18 protein-coding genes are annotated in these 16,089 nt (G+C 63.3%); 10 read left to right on the forward strand and 8 right to left on the reverse strand.

Annotated features, from left to right (window positions below; translation table 11 throughout):
- Nucleotides 1-246 precede the first annotated feature (246 nt).
- From ACKUB9_RS29880 to ACKUB9_RS29890, 3 genes are all read right to left on the reverse strand, one after another.
- Entirely contained in the window at nt 247-459 is a 213-nt protein-coding gene (locus tag ACKUB9_RS29880; protein WP_407529632.1) for a hypothetical protein, read from the reverse strand.
- Nucleotides 460-470: 11 nt separating this feature from the next.
- The gene (locus ACKUB9_RS29885; protein ID WP_407529634.1) at nt 471-698 is read right to left on the reverse strand and encodes a hypothetical protein; all 228 of its coding nucleotides are present in this window, start codon (nt 696-698) and stop codon (nt 471-473) included.
- Between the two features lie 543 nt (nt 699-1,241).
- On the reverse strand, nt 1,242-2,105 hold the full coding sequence (locus ACKUB9_RS29890) for a transglutaminase family protein (RefSeq protein WP_407529635.1): 864 nt from the start codon (nt 2,103-2,105) through the stop codon (nt 1,242-1,244).
- A gap of 354 nt (nt 2,106-2,459) precedes the next feature.
- Here ACKUB9_RS29890 and ACKUB9_RS29895 point away from each other — a divergent pair, with 354 nt between their 5' ends.
- Nucleotides 2,460-2,669, forward strand: coding sequence for a cold-shock protein (locus ACKUB9_RS29895; protein WP_407529636.1), 210 nt, complete (start codon nt 2,460-2,462; stop codon nt 2,667-2,669).
- 980 nt (nt 2,670-3,649) lie between these two features.
- On the opposite strand, the gene ACKUB9_RS29900 is transcribed toward ACKUB9_RS29895, so the two are convergent.
- Nucleotides 3,650-3,853, reverse strand: a complete 204-nt coding sequence (locus tag ACKUB9_RS29900) for a hypothetical protein (RefSeq protein ID WP_407529638.1) — start codon at nt 3,851-3,853, stop codon at nt 3,650-3,652.
- Nucleotides 3,854-4,021: 168 nt separating this feature from the next.
- Between ACKUB9_RS29900 and ACKUB9_RS29905 the strand changes: the two genes are divergently transcribed.
- The 4 genes from ACKUB9_RS29905 to ACKUB9_RS29920 all read left to right on the forward strand — a co-directional run bounded on the left by ACKUB9_RS29905 (nt 4,022) and on the right by ACKUB9_RS29920 (nt 7,861).
- Nucleotides 4,022-4,396, forward strand: coding sequence for a transposase (locus ACKUB9_RS29905; protein WP_407529664.1), 375 nt, complete (start codon nt 4,022-4,024; stop codon nt 4,394-4,396).
- 2,268 nt (nt 4,397-6,664) lie between these two features.
- Nucleotides 6,665-6,955 carry a hypothetical protein gene (locus tag ACKUB9_RS29910; protein WP_407529639.1) on the forward strand — a complete coding sequence of 97 codons (291 nt, stop codon included), beginning with the start codon at nt 6,665-6,667 and terminating at the stop codon, nt 6,953-6,955.
- 8 nt (nt 6,956-6,963) lie between these two features.
- Nucleotides 6,964-7,605 (forward strand): hypothetical protein, encoded by a 642-nt coding sequence (locus tag ACKUB9_RS29915; RefSeq protein WP_407529641.1) that lies wholly within the window; start codon nt 6,964-6,966, stop codon nt 7,603-7,605.
- 28 nt (nt 7,606-7,633) lie between these two features.
- A complete protein-coding gene (locus tag ACKUB9_RS29920) occupies nt 7,634-7,861 on the forward strand; it encodes an HGGxSTG domain-containing protein (protein WP_407529666.1) in 228 nt (75 codons plus the stop codon).
- Nucleotides 7,862-8,077: 216 nt separating this feature from the next.
- On the opposite strand, the gene ACKUB9_RS29925 is transcribed toward ACKUB9_RS29920, so the two are convergent.
- Nucleotides 8,078-8,371: a hypothetical protein gene (locus ACKUB9_RS29925; protein ID WP_410825980.1), complete on the reverse strand. Its 294-nt coding sequence runs from the start codon at nt 8,369-8,371 to the stop codon at nt 8,078-8,080.
- Nucleotides 8,372-8,530: 159 nt separating this feature from the next.
- On the opposite strand from ACKUB9_RS29925, the gene ACKUB9_RS29930 reads away from it, so the two are divergent.
- Nucleotides 8,531-8,947 carry a hypothetical protein gene (locus ACKUB9_RS29930; protein WP_407529645.1) on the forward strand — a complete coding sequence of 139 codons (417 nt, stop codon included), beginning with the start codon at nt 8,531-8,533 and terminating at the stop codon, nt 8,945-8,947.
- Nucleotides 8,948-9,226: 279 nt separating this feature from the next.
- Here ACKUB9_RS29930 and ACKUB9_RS29935 read toward each other — a convergent pair whose 3' ends face one another.
- Complete coding sequence (locus ACKUB9_RS29935) at nt 9,227-9,655, reverse strand: hypothetical protein (protein WP_407529646.1); 429 nt, start codon at nt 9,653-9,655, stop codon at nt 9,227-9,229.
- 4 nt (nt 9,656-9,659) lie between these two features.
- Complete coding sequence (locus ACKUB9_RS29940; protein ID WP_407529649.1) at nt 9,660-10,244, reverse strand: recombinase family protein; 585 nt, start codon at nt 10,242-10,244, stop codon at nt 9,660-9,662.
- Nucleotides 10,245-10,773: 529 nt separating this feature from the next.
- Here ACKUB9_RS29940 and ACKUB9_RS29945 point away from each other — a divergent pair.
- The 3 genes from ACKUB9_RS29945 (at nt 10,774) to ACKUB9_RS29955 (ending at nt 13,739) form a co-directional block, all read left to right on the forward strand.
- Nucleotides 10,774-11,946 carry a zinc-dependent alcohol dehydrogenase gene (locus tag ACKUB9_RS29945; RefSeq protein ID WP_407529650.1) on the forward strand — a complete coding sequence of 391 codons (1,173 nt, stop codon included), beginning with the start codon at nt 10,774-10,776 and terminating at the stop codon, nt 11,944-11,946.
- Nucleotides 11,947-12,017: 71 nt separating this feature from the next.
- Entirely contained in the window at nt 12,018-12,623 is a 606-nt protein-coding gene (locus ACKUB9_RS29950; RefSeq protein ID WP_407529652.1) for a cyclase dehydrase, read from the forward strand.
- Between the two features lie 21 nt (nt 12,624-12,644).
- The gene (locus tag ACKUB9_RS29955) at nt 12,645-13,739 is read left to right on the forward strand and encodes a two pore domain potassium channel family protein (protein WP_407529654.1); all 1,095 of its coding nucleotides are present in this window, start codon (nt 12,645-12,647) and stop codon (nt 13,737-13,739) included.
- Between the two features lie 790 nt (nt 13,740-14,529).
- Here the strand turns inward: ACKUB9_RS29955 and ACKUB9_RS29960 are convergent.
- On the reverse strand, nt 14,530-14,679 hold the full coding sequence (locus ACKUB9_RS29960) for a hypothetical protein (protein WP_407529656.1): 150 nt from the start codon (nt 14,677-14,679) through the stop codon (nt 14,530-14,532).
- A gap of 858 nt (nt 14,680-15,537) precedes the next feature.
- Between ACKUB9_RS29960 and ACKUB9_RS29965 the strand changes: the two genes are divergently transcribed.
- Nucleotides 15,538-15,744: a transglutaminase N-terminal domain-containing protein gene (locus tag ACKUB9_RS29965; RefSeq protein WP_407529658.1), complete on the forward strand. Its 207-nt coding sequence runs from the start codon at nt 15,538-15,540 to the stop codon at nt 15,742-15,744.
- Nucleotides 15,745-16,089 lie beyond the last annotated feature (345 nt).

Below are 16,089 nucleotides of genomic sequence, written 5' to 3' on the forward strand. Positions count from 1 at the left end.
TCGGTCCAGCCGCCGCCCGCTCGTCACCGCACCCTGCGGATCCAGAGGCGCTCTGCGCGCGGATGAGCGGCGGCGACGAGCGCCAGGGCGCCGGCACCGCCGGCGAGCATCACGATCAGTGCGGACATGGTGTGGATCCCCCTATCCGCAGGATGCACTGGGGCCGACTGCATGGCCCATGTGGCGGCCCGCCGCGAGACAATCCGGCTCGTACGCGCAAGCCCGTACGAGTCGCGTAAGATCGGCTTATGGAACGCGACGGCCCCCCGCGCGCGCGGCGCACCAGAACCGATGCTGCTCCTCCTCCCGGCGCGCCCGCTCGTCCTCCGCGTCCGCCAGCAGATCGAGCTGCCGCGCCAGCTCCTGCATCTGCTCGCGGGCCTCGTTGAGAGACAGCCACCTCCCTCGCTCGCGCATGTCCCAGGCGCGCTGCCGGTACTCGGACGCTTTGGTGATCATGGGGTCGGCATTCACACACGAACGAGAGGACGATCCGAGATCGTGGTAGCGGCCGACTGCATGACGGTCCGGGCTTGAACGGCCGTTCGGTCCAGGCCGCCCACCAGAGCGCAGCGCTCGCTGACCAGACCCTGGGTGATCGCGATCAGCGTCCGTGCCTCGTTCCGCAGCAGCACGCTCGCGTTGATCGCTCGGTCGGCACGGCCCAAGAGGTCGCTGAGCGACACAGGGTCAGTCATAGGGGGCTCCCACGTCGTCAGGCGGGAGCGCACGCCGTCTCTCAGCCACCGGCGCCCAGATGTGCCAGCCGGTGATGCAGACCAACGCGCCCAGGTGGGCTTGGTTACCAACGCTCACGCCGCCGCCCTCACGCGTGCGAGCCGGATTGCTGCGCTGGGCTGCTGCCAGCTCACTCCTGAAGCCAGCCAAAGCCGATTGCTGTCCCAGCAGAGGCTGTAAAGAATGTAGATAAGCCTAATGTTATCAAGGCAAATATAAGCATGTCAGCTAGCGACCACATCTAATAATAACAAATCTGGGAGCAGTAGTAGAATGCTGTCCGCCAGTGAGTTCCAGCAGCCATCATGGAACAGCAACGCAGCATCCGTGTGATCGGTCCGATTGCTGGAGCTATGAGCCAACATGCCGCACAGAAGATTGCTTTCCAGGGCAGCTTGAGCGTCAATCCGCCGCTGATCCAATTGGTTAGTAGCTGCTGGCGCTCAGATGTGCGCCACGAAGCCTGCACGATCCAACCGGCCCTCCGCCGTGCTGGAAGTCGCCTACTGCGAGATGACGCTGACCTCGACGCTCATGTTCCGGAATGCGTCAGGCGCGCCAAGAAAGCTGCCGGCCACCGGCATGGCCTGCCGTATGTCGCGAGCGACGGCGACCGGGATCAGGTTCGCACCGCCCATGCTGCGGTTGGTCGGGTCGAACGTGATCCAGCCCGCGCCCGGCACGTAGACCTCGGCCCAAGCGTGCGTCGAACCCGCATCCGCGGAGCCTACCAGGGTCCGGGTCGGATCGTGCAGGTAGCCGGAGACGGTCCGTGCCCCGAAGCCGAGGCTGCGCACGGCTTCGACGAACAGGGTCGCGAGATCCCGGCAGGAACCCTGACCGAGTGACAGGGTTTGGCTCGGCGACTGTGTGCCTTCGTCCTCCCGGGCCCAGTAGACGATGTTTTGGGCCACGCCGGCACTCAGATCCTGCAGCAGCGACAGAGTGTCGGTCGGATCGCCTGCGACGAAGCCCTGCGCCCAGGCTCTCAGCCCTCCATCGTCAGGGTATTGCTGAGCCGTCAGGAGGCCGAGGTCGGCCCACTCGTTGTCGGAATACCGGAAGGGATAGGAGACGGCGGAGGCAGCGATGGGGAAGACCGGATAGGCTGCGGCTGAAAGAACGACCTGCGCGACGCTCTCGATTATGAGAGTGTCTGAGGGCTGGTTGAATGTGGCCATTGCCACGGCATTGCCGAACACGTCGTTTGCCCAGCTCACCGTCGCATCAGGCGTGAGGGTGATGGTGCTCGCCACTAGGTGCACGTCGCGGCTCTCACGAGGTCGCAGCATAAGCCGATGCGGCCCAAGGGCCACGGGGTGCCGATAGCGGTAGACTGTTCGGTGCTGAATGTGCAGGTCGACCATTGGTGGCTCCTTGTTGCGCGGAATAGTTCCAATGCGTTGGGCCACGCTTCCCTGCAGTGGCACCTCCTGCCCCCGATCCCTTACATCCGTCAGCTTCTCGACAGCACCCAGATATCCACATCGCCCAAAATCGCGGCAGGGCATCTAGGATAAAAGCTGGGTGCCTTGCTATCGGGGATAGGGTGCCCCATAATAAAAAGATCGATCTTTGGCCGGACCTCCGGGCCTCTTCGCCCCGCTCAAGCTGGGCGCATGCTCTGACACTCTCTCCAAATCCTATCGATGACCCGAGTTTGGCTGTGTTGAACACACACCGAGCTCATCTACACACTTGGCTAAACGACAGAGGCGATCATGAGCATCGGCACCGTGAAGTGGTTCAACGGCCAGAAGGGCTTTGGTTTCATTCAGCCGGACGACGGCGGGAACGATGTGTTCGTCCACATCTCCGCCGTCGAGCGTTCCGGGATGCACTCCCTCTCTGAGGGGCAGAAAATCTCCTACGAGATGGAGACGGATCGCCGAAATGGTAAGCAGTCGGCCGGCAACCTCAAGGCTGCATAGCCTTCCGGTACGAGGGTGCGCGTCTAGGTACGCGCATTCTCATTACATCATACAATTTAGAACATAGATTGGTCATAACATTGAATTTCGATTTCATTTCGCATACTAACGATCAGCCTGCCAATGGTGATATAAGAACTTTTCAGGTTCAACAGATCTGGCGGCAGATCGATGATGAACAAATCGATGTCAGTCATTTGATTGACGGAACCTACAGTTATCATTCGGAGCGGGAGCTGCGCTGGCACCTCGCTGACCGGTTCTCAAGTCCAGTGTGCTCCCTCAGCCTAAGCCGGAAAGCTTCATGCCGGTCAGAAGGCTGCTCGTGACGCCCGGCATGCTATCCACAAGACCTGCAGGCATGCGCGAATGTGAGCGGGCATCAGGAAGAGAAGCGAACCATGGCCAATAGGTTTGTCGCCGGTGCAGCGCGCAGCCCAACCGATGAAGAGTTCAAGCAGCGCTTGGCCCGACTAGCACCCCTGCCAGCGGTTGCGGCCCAGGGGCGGCGCTCCCCGAAGAGCAAAGCCGCCTTTCAGCCAAAGCCGGATGCCTCCTCTGGAGCGACAGAGGATGGACCGAAGGCCGAAGAGGATTGAAGCCTCCCCCTCGAACGACCGCCGTGCCCTTGCGTGCCAACCCAGGTTCCTTAGGACTTTGGCAGCGCCCCGAACGGCACCGTCGCCTGCAGCGCCACCCCAAGCCGCCGGAAGTGCGACGGCTCCTCCAGGCTGAACAGCTCGCGTGCGACGCCAGAACCCGAGGGGGGGCTCCGTGAAAGCGCAAACGGCCGCTGGCGGTGCCTCCACGTGCTCGCAAACGGCATCGCTGATGTGGGGCGGGATCGCTCAGCCTCAGTCCCGCCTCCGCGTCATCCGCGTCAGGATCTGCCCAACCACCGCGACGACCGCGACCACCGCCAGCACCGTGCCGGAGGCGAAGATCATCGCTCCAACGGTCCCAAGCATGCTCATGGCGGACTACCTTCCGATCTCACCGACGACCTTGTCGATCCCATCGATTGCGGCTCGGATCTGCGCGGCTCGCTCCTGCAGGGCTGTTACCTTCGCACGCCCTGGGTCGTCAGCCGTCCACCACCGACCGTCGTCGATGACTTGGAGCATCCGGCCCAGGCGCTCGTACTCGTGCCTCAGAGCGTCGATGAAGTTCTCGTTGCATGCCATCGCGACGCTCCTCCGCCGAGCACTAAGGGGGCAGCAACGCGCAACTGCCCTCCTCGAACGCTCCCCAGGGGGTCAAAAGTTCCCCGCTGCCTGGAGTGGACCCCTGTGAGTGGACGGACAGGGCGAGGCTGATTGACCAGTCGGCTGGGTCTTCGGAGGATGAAGACCATGGCCCGACACCGTTCCCACAGCGTCGCGTTCAAGCGGCAAGTCGCGCAGGAGTACCTGTTCGGTGAGATGCTGCATGGCTTGGCCAAGCGCCATGACCTCTCGCGCAACCGCGTGCGCGTCTGGGTGCAGAAGTACGAGGCTGGTGCCCTCGACGACGATGCGGCGGCGGCCGACACGATCCAGGTCTACGAGGCGCGCATCGCCGCGCTTCGAGGAGCAACACGCCCAGCAGACGGTCAAAACCACCGCCTGACCGTGCCCACTAGCAGGGGCCCACTCCAGTCCTTATGGGTATACCCGGGCGAACACGGTCGTGAGACATCTTTGCCGTCTCAACAGGGTTGCCTTTCGGCTTTCAAGACGCGGCATTGAAGATGTCTAGATCTAAACGAGACATCATGGCTCGTAGTAGCTTCGCGCACGTCAGCACCAACGACCAGGCCCTCTCCCTCCAGCTCGTCGCTATGAAGCCCACGGCTCTGACGTGAGCCGATCTGAGAAGGTCTCTGGCACCAGCATCATCGGATGCGTTGAGGTCACCCCCGGTGCTCGAATTCATTGGTGAAGGCGACAGATGGGGGGCAAGTAGCGACATGGGGGAGAGCATCTTGCGGAAGAACCGCTTATCGGAGCCCAGCAGGCCAGGGATCCCCGCCACCAAGTCACACATAGAGGATGCTGACAGTTTGACGCGGCGCTTGCAGTGAGCCACGCTCACGACTCCAGCGACTGCTTAGCGGGTCGCAGGTCGAAGAAGGGAGACCGCCGCCGCAGTGACCCCCTAAAAAGCCAACGACCCTCCAGAGCTGGAACTCGGGAGGGCCGTCGATCACCGAAGCGGGTTCGGGATATGTTTCGGTACGAAACATCCCAATACCGCCAAATGCTCCTCCAGGAGTCAAGGAAAAACACGGCACGTGTTCGTCGGTGAGGCTTTGTCTGGAGCCGGCCCGCCACACAGCGGCGCCGAACGATCTGCTGCGGCCCGAGAAGGGCCGAGACGATGCTTGCTGACCAGATCCGGGCGGCCGCGATGGCGGCGCCCCGCGTGAAGCTGCCGGACGTGGCCGCGGTGCTCTGGCGTGCCTACGGGGCCGGACAAGTGAGCGAGGTGGAGGCCGAGGAGCTGTCCGCCCTCATCGAGAGCCGCAAGGCCCTCCCAGCGGCCTCAGAGACCCCCAGGAAGTCCGTGGGCTCCCGGCCGCGGTCAGACGCTAGCCTGGAGCGCCGACGCCGCTGGGCAGCCTCTGGGCGCCTCCCACCCCAACTTGCAGCCCGGTTCACGCCTGGTGAAATTGCCGTGCTCGCCGTCGTGGCGGCTGAGGTCGCCCGGCGCGGGGATTGCCGCCTCGCCATCGGCCACATCGCGGCGCTCGCGGGTGTGTCCGAGACGCTGGTGCGCAAGGCCCTCCGGGAGGCCCGACATCTCGGCTTGGTGACGATCGAGGAGCGGGCGATCACGGCCTGGCGCAATGACACAAACGTGGTGCGCATCATCTCGGAGGAGTGGCGCGCGTGGCTAGCCAAGGGGCGCCGGCCACCTGCACCAGGGTTTTGCTGGCCCGCTACGTCGCCCTGGGGGGGTGGGTACAGATCTGCGCAGGGCACGAGTACTGATAGGGATAATGCTGTGAGTTCAGCCCCACGGAACCGACGCAAAGCTGCCGAGAGGCAGGGTCGCAGGTACGGCGGCGCCATCTAGAGATGCGAATGCGGATTGGCAGAAGCGGTGCTGCGGCGGCCGGAGAGGTCATGATGCGTCCGACGAGTTCGTTGGCCTCCGGCATGTCGGCAGCCACGAAATGCACGCCAGCCGCCCCTCACGGAGCGCGGATCGAAACGTAACGCGAGTAACGCTTGTAACGCGTTACAGGCTACAAGGGTTGTCCACCTTCTGTTGATACGGATCAGCAGTGTAGGAGCCACGTCGCCCTCCGCTTCCGGCCAGCTCCAGGTGCCGGAGAGCCGCACGGTCTCACCTCAACATCAAGGCTCGCGCGGGTGTGGCATGATCTCCACAGCTGGGACCATGCTAGAGCCTAGGCCATTTTTCCATGGCAAAAGACGCACGCCCGAGATTCAGAACAAACCTGGAACAGGTATCTAGGTCGCCATAGCCCGCTCCCCTATGGAGCCGCGGTCCGGGTGGCTAGCCAGGCCAGGTCCGGGCGACCGTGCAACAAGCCGGAGGGCACCGGCAGCAAGCAGCCATCCTGGCCTCGGACATGGGGTGGTTTGCAGGAGTGGGAGGGGTTGCCCCTCACCCACAGACAGCCGGGCGGCGGATTGATGCGCCTCCCGGTGGTTCCGCGTCAGACCTCGTCAGAGGTGAAGCGGCGAGTAAAGGCCGACCGCCTGACCCCGGCCTGCCCGACAGGGTTTCGTCCATCGATCTGTGACCGGCTCGTACGGCGGCTCCGTCCCGTCAGGGCAGTCAGGCTTCGCCCGGCAAAGGCGAAGCTATGCCCTCTCCCCAGCTTCCATCCCATCAGATTATGGCGAATACAGGGTGGCTAGGGTACAGATGACGCAGGTGATATCCACAAGAAACAACCAGTAATCACCTGCAAATGGCTAGCGATCCTGTTGATTTATAAAAAAACTGATATAATGCACTGAGCTGCTGAAAGAAGCGGCTGATTGTCAGACAGCGAGGTTCACGACATCATGATCTCTCGACACCAAATTCTAGTCGAGCAGCTTCGCGAATTCGCGAATTTTGCCAAATTCAACGCTTCCTGGCTCGAGCCAGCGGCGCGTCATCCCAATGACGATGACGATCCGGAACACCGCACGGTGACACTCGACGCCCTCTTGCTCGACGATTTCCTCACCGATCTGCGCTGCCTTGGCCCGATGCTGGAGGAGCTTGCTACTCAAATTGAAGCAGGCAATCCGGAGCCGCACCTCCAGCAGCTCGTCGCGGCCTGACAGCGCTCATGGCCAAGCTCCGGCAGGCCAAAGGCGGGCATTCGCTTCAGGCGGTGCCTGTCAAAGCCTATCAGCCAACCCCCGCCGAGGAGGCGTCGCTCGCCTCCCTGCGGGCGCGTCGGGCCAGGAAACCTTTCGCCCGCATTAAAGCTACAGGCGAGGGCTGCGCCTGGACCATCGCGCCAGATCACCCGGATGGCGCTGTGGGCGAGCGGCTGCTCTGGGCCGCCCTCGGGACCGCTTGCCCCGAGTTCGCGGAGGGCCTCCTCAAGCAGCTCGCGGCTGCCATGGGAACCAGAGAGGGGGTCAGCGAGACTGACCTCAATTTCGCGCTCGCTGCCATGAACGGGGTTGGGCCGCGCGACGAGGTCGAGGGCATGCTCGCTGCTCAAATGACCGCGGTGCACATGGCCACGATGAGCTTCGCCAGCCAGCTCGCCAACGCCGACAACACGCCAAAGCGAGAGAGCGCCGAGCGTGCCCTCAACAAACTGGCGCGGACCTTCACGACCCAGGTCGAAGCTCTGAAGCGGTACCGCAGCGATGGGCAACAAACCGTGCGCGTCGAGCGTGTCACCGTTGAGGCCGGCGGGCAGGCCATCGTGGGCACGGTGAGCCCGGGGCCGGGAGGGGGGCAAAATGGAAAGTGAGGACAACCCCATGCACAGCGACCTCAACATGCACCTGTCACCCCGATGTGGGGCTAAGACGCGCAGCGGTACGCCCTGCAGTGGGCCGGCAATGCCGAATGGACGCTGCCGCATGCACGGTGGCGCGTCTCCTGGGGCGCCGAGGGGCCAGGCGAACGGCATGTACCGCCACGGCCGCTACACAGGCGAAAGCCTCGCGCAAAGGCGCATGGTGAACATGTGGGTCAGAGTGATGAGGCAGGCCGCTCAATCGTGAGCGGCGAGAATTTTGAGCGCTGCTACCTACACGTAGGCGTTCGCCGACTTGCCGGGGTCAAGCAAAGGGCGGATCGAGCTGATGCCACTCGGGTGCCAGCAGCGCCTAAAACTTCTCAGGCCTGACGATCAGTGCCATCTGGACTTCAGCCATCGATCCTTCCTCAAAGCAGAGGTCGCGCGAAAGCGGTCTTGCACACGCCCGGGAGGAGCGTCGTCAGCACTTCAGACGCCAGACCCCGCGCAGCGGCCCGGACTGCACCTGCAACTCGTCCCCATCCGCGTCGTGGGGAATGCGCGCCTGCGGCAGACGCAGGGTGTTGACCCCGGGCCGATCCAGCTCCGAGACGATCGTGGCCGACATCGACGGCGCCGCCTGCACCTCCAGCCAGATCCGCTCGCCATCGCGCCGACCGGCATACGCCTGATGCGCGAGGCGCTCCTTGGGCCGCCCCCGGTAGTAGGTCCGGTCGACCTCGAAGACGTCGCCCTCCTCCGAGACGAAGCGCATCGCGCCCGGCCGACACTCGCCGGCCAAGGCCGACCCCGCTGCCAGAAACCCCAAGACTGCCAGAATACTTGCGCGCATACGCCGCCCCTTCGAATAGCGTGAAGCTGTACGATACACTCGAGCGTTATTGAAGCTTCGCGCTGTCCGAAGGAGATGTCCATGCGCGTGCTGGTCTGGGGTCTGCTGGGTGTTCTGGGGACGGGGGCGGCCCAGGCGGCGACGGTGCCGGCCTGCAAGCCCTCAGATACCTTCAAGGTGGAGCAGATGCGCGAGGAGAAGCCGGCGGCCCGGCCGGATCTTGTCGGGCGCGTCCTGCGGCCGGTGCGCTGGGCGGGCGGGAAACGCTGGACGGCCGTGGAGCTGACGGACGGGCGCGAGCGGTTCGTGCTGCGCCTCGACGTGACGCCGCGGACGCTGCCGGCCACGATGGGGTTCTCGTGGTCGGGCGCCGCCCCGCGCAAGGAAGTGATGTGGCGCGGCAAGCCGACCTCCTACGCGATCCACGGCGTGGAGATCTACGACGGGCCTCTGAAGGGACTGTGGCTCATTCCGCAATCAGTGGTCGACTGCATGTGATTTTTCGCATTCGCGCGAGCAAACCGTCCCGCGTGGTAGGTCCTTCTTCGGGGAGGAAGCCGAGGATGCCTCCCCCACCATAATGCCTGCACGCATACGATGACCTCTTCGGGCAGCCCGAAGCGGGCACAGACCGCACGAGGCGGCTTCTGGACCGCGATGCAGGTCAAGCGCGTCCTAGCCCGGGTCTGAGTTGGGGGTGGGGGCCTTTCTGCGCAGACCCCCCGCCCAGGGCATGAGGCTCAAGGCCCATCGCTAAAGCGGTGGTCACGCGCCACGTCAGGATGGATACGGCCCCCGAAAGAGGTCGCCCATCGCCTTCCTGCTGAACAGCGTGAACCAGCGCCGCCGCCGATGCTCCCGCCGGTCGTGCAGCATGTGACAGCGCTGGCAGAGTGCCGCCAAGTTCTCGTCCGCATTGTCGGAGGTGTCGTGGTTGCGGTGCGCCGCCGCCAGCACCACGCGCGTCGTGCGCACCTCCGCCAGCAGGTCGACGGCCGGGCTGCGCCGCAGAGGTCGTCCCCGGCCACTGCGCCACATGCCGGCTTCAGCGTCCCACCAGCGGCCGTCCGAGAGGCAGACGATCCGCTGCAGGTGCGGTCGCCCGCAGCCCTCGCAGCGCCCGCCGGCGCGGCGGAAGCGGATCACCGCCGAGAGCTGGGGCCAGTCGATCGGGTAGAAGCCGCGGTGCTCGCGCCGGATCGGCATCCCCTCAGCCCTTCCTCGCCGCTTGGCTGCGCGCCCGCGCCTGCGGGAAGTAGCTGTAGAAGGTGAACCGACTGACCCCCAGCCGCTTGGCGATTTCGGCTACGGAGATGTTGCCGGCGGCCAGGAGCGCCCGCCCGACCTCGAGATCCGCCTCGGACAAGGCCTTGGGCCGCCCGCCCTTGCGGCCGCGCGCCAGAGCGGCTCTCAGGCCCTCCAGGGTGCGCTCGCGGTTGAGGTCGAGGAAGTACTCGGCCATGGCGCCGTGCACCTGTAGGGCGAAGCGGCCATGAGCGGTGTCGCTGTCGAACTGCTCGGTGAGGCTGCGGAAGTGGACGTCCTGCCGGCGCAGGCCATCGATGGTGCGCATCATCTCGACCAGCGAGCGGCCGAGGCGATCGAGTTTCCAGACCACGAGCACGTCGTCGGGGCGCAGGAAAGCGAGGGCTGCTTCGAACTCCGGCCGCTTGGTGCCGGCTTTGCCGGACTTCTTCTCCTCAAAGAGGCGCTCGCAGCCGGCCTTGGTGAGGGCATCGCGCTGGAGGTCGAGGTTCTGGTCCTGGGTGGAGACGCGGGCGTATCCGACGAGCATGTCAGGATAGTAGCGCAGGAGCGTATTCCTGGCAGTAGTTTTCCTGACACGGTTTCCTAACATCCACAGCCGGGTCGCGCCCTCGCGTCAGGCGCGTCAGCTCAGGCGGCGCTCGGTGCTGTTAGGAAAACGGTCGTTTTCTTGACATGTGGCGTTGGGAAGTCCGATGACTGCTGGGGGTGGGAAGCCGGCGTTCAGCCGCATGGCCACAACGTACTGCATCGCCATCGGAAGCGGACGTTCGCTGACTGGGTGATGGGGAGCGTTCGCTATACCCCAGACATGTCAGCCGAAGATCGCAGCCATAATTCATGTGACGCTATTCAGTCGCAGATCCCAGTAAAATTTCTGAACGGCTCGCCACAAAACGTTCGTCTTCTGTTCCTGACCTGATATCCGCCAAGGTGACACATGGGGTGGAATGTCATTCGCGCTCAATCACACGTTATAGCGGCAGGTATGATTTCAGATTAAGCGGATCATTCCCAAAATTAACACAGAAATTACTATTTCATTACGGAGAAGTACTATGAGGGCATTAGTCTGGCACGGCACTGAGGACATCCGCTGCGATACAGTCCCGGACCCCAGGATTGAGGATGAGCGCGACGCAATCATCAAGGTGACTGCCTGTGCGATCTGCGGCTCGGACCTGCACCTCTACGACCACGTCATGCCCGGCATGGAGAAGGGCGACGTGATGGGCCACGAGTTCATGGGCGAAGTCGTTGAGATGGGCAAAGGCGTCAACGGCGCTCTCAGGAAAGGTGAGCGCATCGTCGTGCCTTTCACGATCATCTGTGGCGAGTGCGACCAGTGCAAGCGCGGCTACTTCTCCGTCTGCGAACGCTCGAACCGCAACAAGTCGATCGCCGACAAAGCCTTCGGGCACACCACCGCCGGCCTGTTCGGCTACACCCACCTCACCGGCGGCTACCAGGGCGGACAAGCCGAGTACGTCCGCGTGCCGTTTGCCGATAAAACCCACATCAAGGTGCCGGATAACCTGAGCGATGAGCAGGTGCTGTTCCTCGGCGATATCTTCCCGACCGGCTGGCAGGCAGCGGTGCAGGCCGACATCCAGCCGACCGATACGGTCACGATCTGGGGTGCCGGTCCGGTCGGCCAGATGACTCTGCGCTCCGCAGTTCTCCTCGGGGCCAAGCAGGTGGTCTGCATCGACAGCGTGCCCGAGCGTTTGGAGATGGCACGCGCGGGAGGGGCTATAACCATCGACAACGCGCAGGAGAGCGTGGTCGAGCGCCTCAATGAGTTGACCAACGGCAAGGGCCCGGAGAAGTGCATCGATGCTGTCGGCATGGAGGCGCATTCGCCGCGCGCTCTGGAACAGGCTTACGACCGACTGAAGCAGGCCGTAATGCTGGAGAGCGACCGTGCCGCCGTGCTGCGCGAGATGATTTATGTCTGCCGCCCCGCTGGCATTCTCTCGATCCCGGGTGTCTACGGCGGGCTCGTAGACAAATTGCCGATGGGAGCCCTGATGAACAAGGGGCTGACCATTCGCACCGGGCAGACCCACGTGAACCGATGGACGGATGACCTCGTCAAGCGTATCGACGACGGGCAGATCGACCCCTCCTTCGTCATCACTCATCGGGTTGGGCTCGAACAAGGGCCCGAGATGTACAAGACCTTCCGCGACAAGAAGGACAACTGCATCAAGGTCGTGATCAAACCCTGAGTGGCTCCGCAGCCCGTCGCGCTGCGGCGGGCCTGCTACTCCCTCCACTGTGTGGCACCGAGGAAGTCAGCATGTCCGATGCCATGTCTCACCGCGACCGGGATCGCGCTCCCGTGCCCTATTCTCTGCCGAGTTATCTCACCTCGGACCCGCGCCGTAGGCCAGATCCCGCAACGAGGGAACTCGCCCACGGACTAGGCTGGTTCTCCATCGGCCTCGGCCTGACTGAACTGGCGTGTGGCGGTGCCATTGCCCGCTGGCTCGGAATGCCGCGCGCAGCCCCGGTCATCCAAGCCTACGGCGTGCGCGAACTCCTGCAGGGTGCCGGGATCTTGGGCTCGCGTGATCCGACGCCCTGGATCTCGGCGCGCGTCGCGGGAGACGCGCTCGACATCGCCACGGTCCTGCCTGGGTTCGACGGCCATAATCCACGCAAGGACAACGTGCTCATCGCCCTTGTGGCTTTGGTTGGCGTGACAGCCATAGACGTGATCTGCGCACAGAACCTGTCGGGGGCACCTCTCGCCCCGTCCCGGAAGGTCCGAGAGGATTACCGCAGCCGCAGCGGCTTTCGCCGTCCCGCGAAGGCGATGCGGGGTGCGGCACGCGACTTCACGCCGCCACCCGACATACTCCGCCCGGAGGCGATGCGTCCCTGGCCGCCGACCAACGCCTGAGGCTGGAAGGATGCAAGGCTGATGTTGCCTGCTCTCGAACGGGCGTCGGGTGCGCTCGTCATGGGCCTTGTCCTCGCCGACATCTTCCTGACAATCCTTTACGCACGCATCGGGACAGGACTGATCGCGGACCGGGTCGCCCATCTCACCTGGGCAATCTTCCGTGCCGCCGATCACGTCGGACCGAGGCGGGGCGCTGTGCTCTCCTTCTGCGGCCCGGTCATCCTCATCGTCTACGTCCTGCTCTGGGCACTGGGGCTGACCCTCGGAGCCGGCCTGATCATCCACCCCGCGCTGGGGACGGCCGTTCGGGCGAGCAGCGGCGAGACGCCAGCCGACTTCATGACGGCCCTCTATGCGGGCGGCAGCAGCATGGCGATCGTGGGAGCCAGCGACTTCAAGCCGGTCACGGAGGCCTACCGGGTCCTCTATCTCGTGAACTCGCTCGTCGGCATGTCGGTGACGTCGCTGGTCCTGACCTACGTCATGCAGGTCTACAGCGCGCTTCGGCAGCGCAACGCCCTCGGACTAAAGCTGCATTTGTTAGCGGGTGAAACCGCGGATGCGGCCGAACTCCTCGCGCGGCTCGGGTCGCAGGGGCAGTTCAATTCAGGTTACAGCCACTTGGCCGACACCGCAGCGTCCATGGCCGAGATGAAGGAGGCCCACCACTTCTATCCTGTGCTGTTCTACTTCCGCTTCCGGCAGCCCTTCTACTCGGTCTCGGCACAGGCATTCATCGTCCTCGACACGGTGTCACTGATCCGCAGCGGGATTGCAGATCGTCAGGCGGCATGGCTGAAGGAGGCCGCCGCCGTCGATGCCATCTGGCGCGTTGCCATGCTGCTCGTCGTCACGCTCGAAACGACGTTTTTACCCGGAGACCTGCCCGCCCCGGCCGACGTGACCAGCGCCGAGAGCGAGGCATGGCGCACCCGCTTCGCAGCGGCTCTCAGGCGGCTCTCGGCAGCCGGTGTTGAGACGATGCTCAATGAGGCGGAGGCAGAGAATTATCTTGCGCTGAAGGCGCAATGGCAGCCGCATATCGCACGGCTGGCACCCGCGATGTCCTACCACATAGACGAATTTGAGCCCGCTGTAGAGAAATCTAGATAATATGCTGTGATATTCTAATGTTGACACTTCAGCTTTCGTTTAATTCATCAAGAAAATTCCAATTACTTATGACTGAAGTTGGAGAATAGAGGTTGCTTTCTGAAGAAAAGGCAGTGCTCCAGTAGGATTTGCCTATGCGCAACATCCCGGACCGCCGCCGGACTCGTTTCAAGCTCATGGCTCATCACGCTGGAACGCCACCTCTCTTGAGGGCCCAGAACTCATTGCGATAAGCAACGCCGTCTGCCGTCGCCGTGCGAGGGCCTTGGAGGTCCGCTGTGCCTCCGCCAGCAGCCTTTCGTTGATGACGTATCGAATGGCTCCTCAGGGTCGTAAGCGGCCCTTGAAATGGTCGAGCCGATTGAGTTCAGACCCAAAGGGCTGGTGCGGCTGCGGTACAGCAGGCTGCCTGCTCCAGATCGCCTGGAACCGTCGAGCTTTCCGGTCGTTATCAGGCCAAATTCCAGCCTTTGGAGCATGAAAATGCCGCAGCTTGGTGAGTGCGCACCCGGTAGCATGACACCTATGCCTTCTATCGGCAGGGCCTTGGCTGGGTTTGCTGCCTCTACAACTGCGCTAATACTAACGTTGGTCCTGTTCAGCAGCATTGCATGATGTCGATCGTCTAGGTTTATCGTTCCCCAAGCAGGGCTTCGGGGTGCGTCCGAGCCACGAGACTGTAGAGATCCGACAAGCCGCCCTCCAGTACTCGAACCGGCGCGCTCTGCGGTTTCGGCGTGGCAGCCGGAAGGGCATCAGTGCGCCCGACCTGCCGGGTCAGCCGATCGCGTCAGTTCGCGGGCATCTCGCCCCCCTTCAATCGCATCCGGGTGTCGACACCGGCCAGCACCTTCTGCCAGTGCTCGGCCGAAAGCTTCGAGAGGTCGCGGCTTAGCCCGAGGTTGGCAGCCGCGCGCTCGGCCGTGTCGCGCCATACCATCGGCAAGAGAGGTGGTTCTTCAGCCCCCAACACGCCCTCCGAAACTAGCGACAACGACCTATTGAAAGCTACGGAAATTTACATAGCACCGCAAGGTGCGTGCTAAATTCAAAGCAAACACCAACGTGGAAACGTATTTTGCTCGATTTGTATTTGCGCCGTGTCGCAGTGAGCCTTGAGCGTTCCTCATAGGCAAGCCCTGTTATGGCTGGGGTGTGCGTCACCGGTTCAAGATATGCCGGTCCGAGTGCAGCAAGGTCGCAGATCGGTCAAACACCCTCCACACCGGCAATGATCCCTCTCGGATGAACATGGCGAACGCTTCGACCGCCTCCCATCGATCGAACGCACGCACCTCGTCTACGGCGCGACCCACGATACAGGCCCCCTCGGGAGCATCTGCGACCGGTGGCTGACTCTCTAACGAGAACACCACTCCGGCCCGATCGGGCCTCAGCTCATCCGGCAGCGCGCCGATCTTGCGCCAGAGACAGTACCACCGGACGCATGCCTCCGGGCGCTCGTGATAGATCCCGCACGCCGTGCCAGTGTGATGCCGACATAGGATACCCACGGGTTTGCTGAGTGCCTTGATCTCCAAAACTCGGCAACAGACCGTGCATTGGCCGCACGTTCGGCCTGGAACAAGGCTCAGTTCAATCGAGAAGTCCGTCATCTAGACAATCTTTCTTGGCGTGACCACCATGGCAGCCGTCCTCGTCCATGTCCGTAAGAGTGGAGCCACCGCAAGCCGTAGCTTCGGGGAGCGCCAGAGCCAGTCGATCGGTCTGGAGGGGTGGTGACGAGGATCGCGGCCGCAAGCATCGGTGCTGTGCCGGTCGGCACGAGGAGCAAGCGATGGTCGACCTGCACATCCGGCATCGAACTGTCTACCGCTACCGGCACCCCGTGTCCCTCGAGCCTCATCGGCTGATGCTGCGGCCTCGTGAGAACCGCGACGTGCGCTTGATGACACGGCAGGCCATGCCGGTAGCCGGCAGCTTTCTTAGCGCAACGAACGCCTTCCTGAGCATGAGCGTCGAGGTTGCCGTCACCTCGCGATAAGCGATCCTGCGGACGGACATGGTCAGGCGACTGAGTTCGTCGGCTCCCCTTGCCGATGATGATGCCTGTCACCATCTCATAACCATNGTAGCCGGCAGCTTTCTTAGCGCAACGAACGCCTTCCTGAGCATGAGCGTCGAGGTTGCCGTCACCTCGCGATAAGCGATCCTGCGGACGGACATGGTCAGGCGACTGAGTTCGTCGGCTCCCCTTGCCGATGATGATGCCTGTCACCATCTCATAACCATCCAATGGGATGGCGAGGAGATGGCGCACATGACGGGCAACCTCCACGAACTGCGGCCAAGGACGCCCGACAGCGAGAAGATCACGGTCAACCTCGGC

The organism is Methylobacterium oryzisoli (assembly GCF_046557895.1).
GTDB lineage: Bacteria > Pseudomonadota > Alphaproteobacteria > Rhizobiales > Beijerinckiaceae > Methylobacterium > Methylobacterium oryzisoli.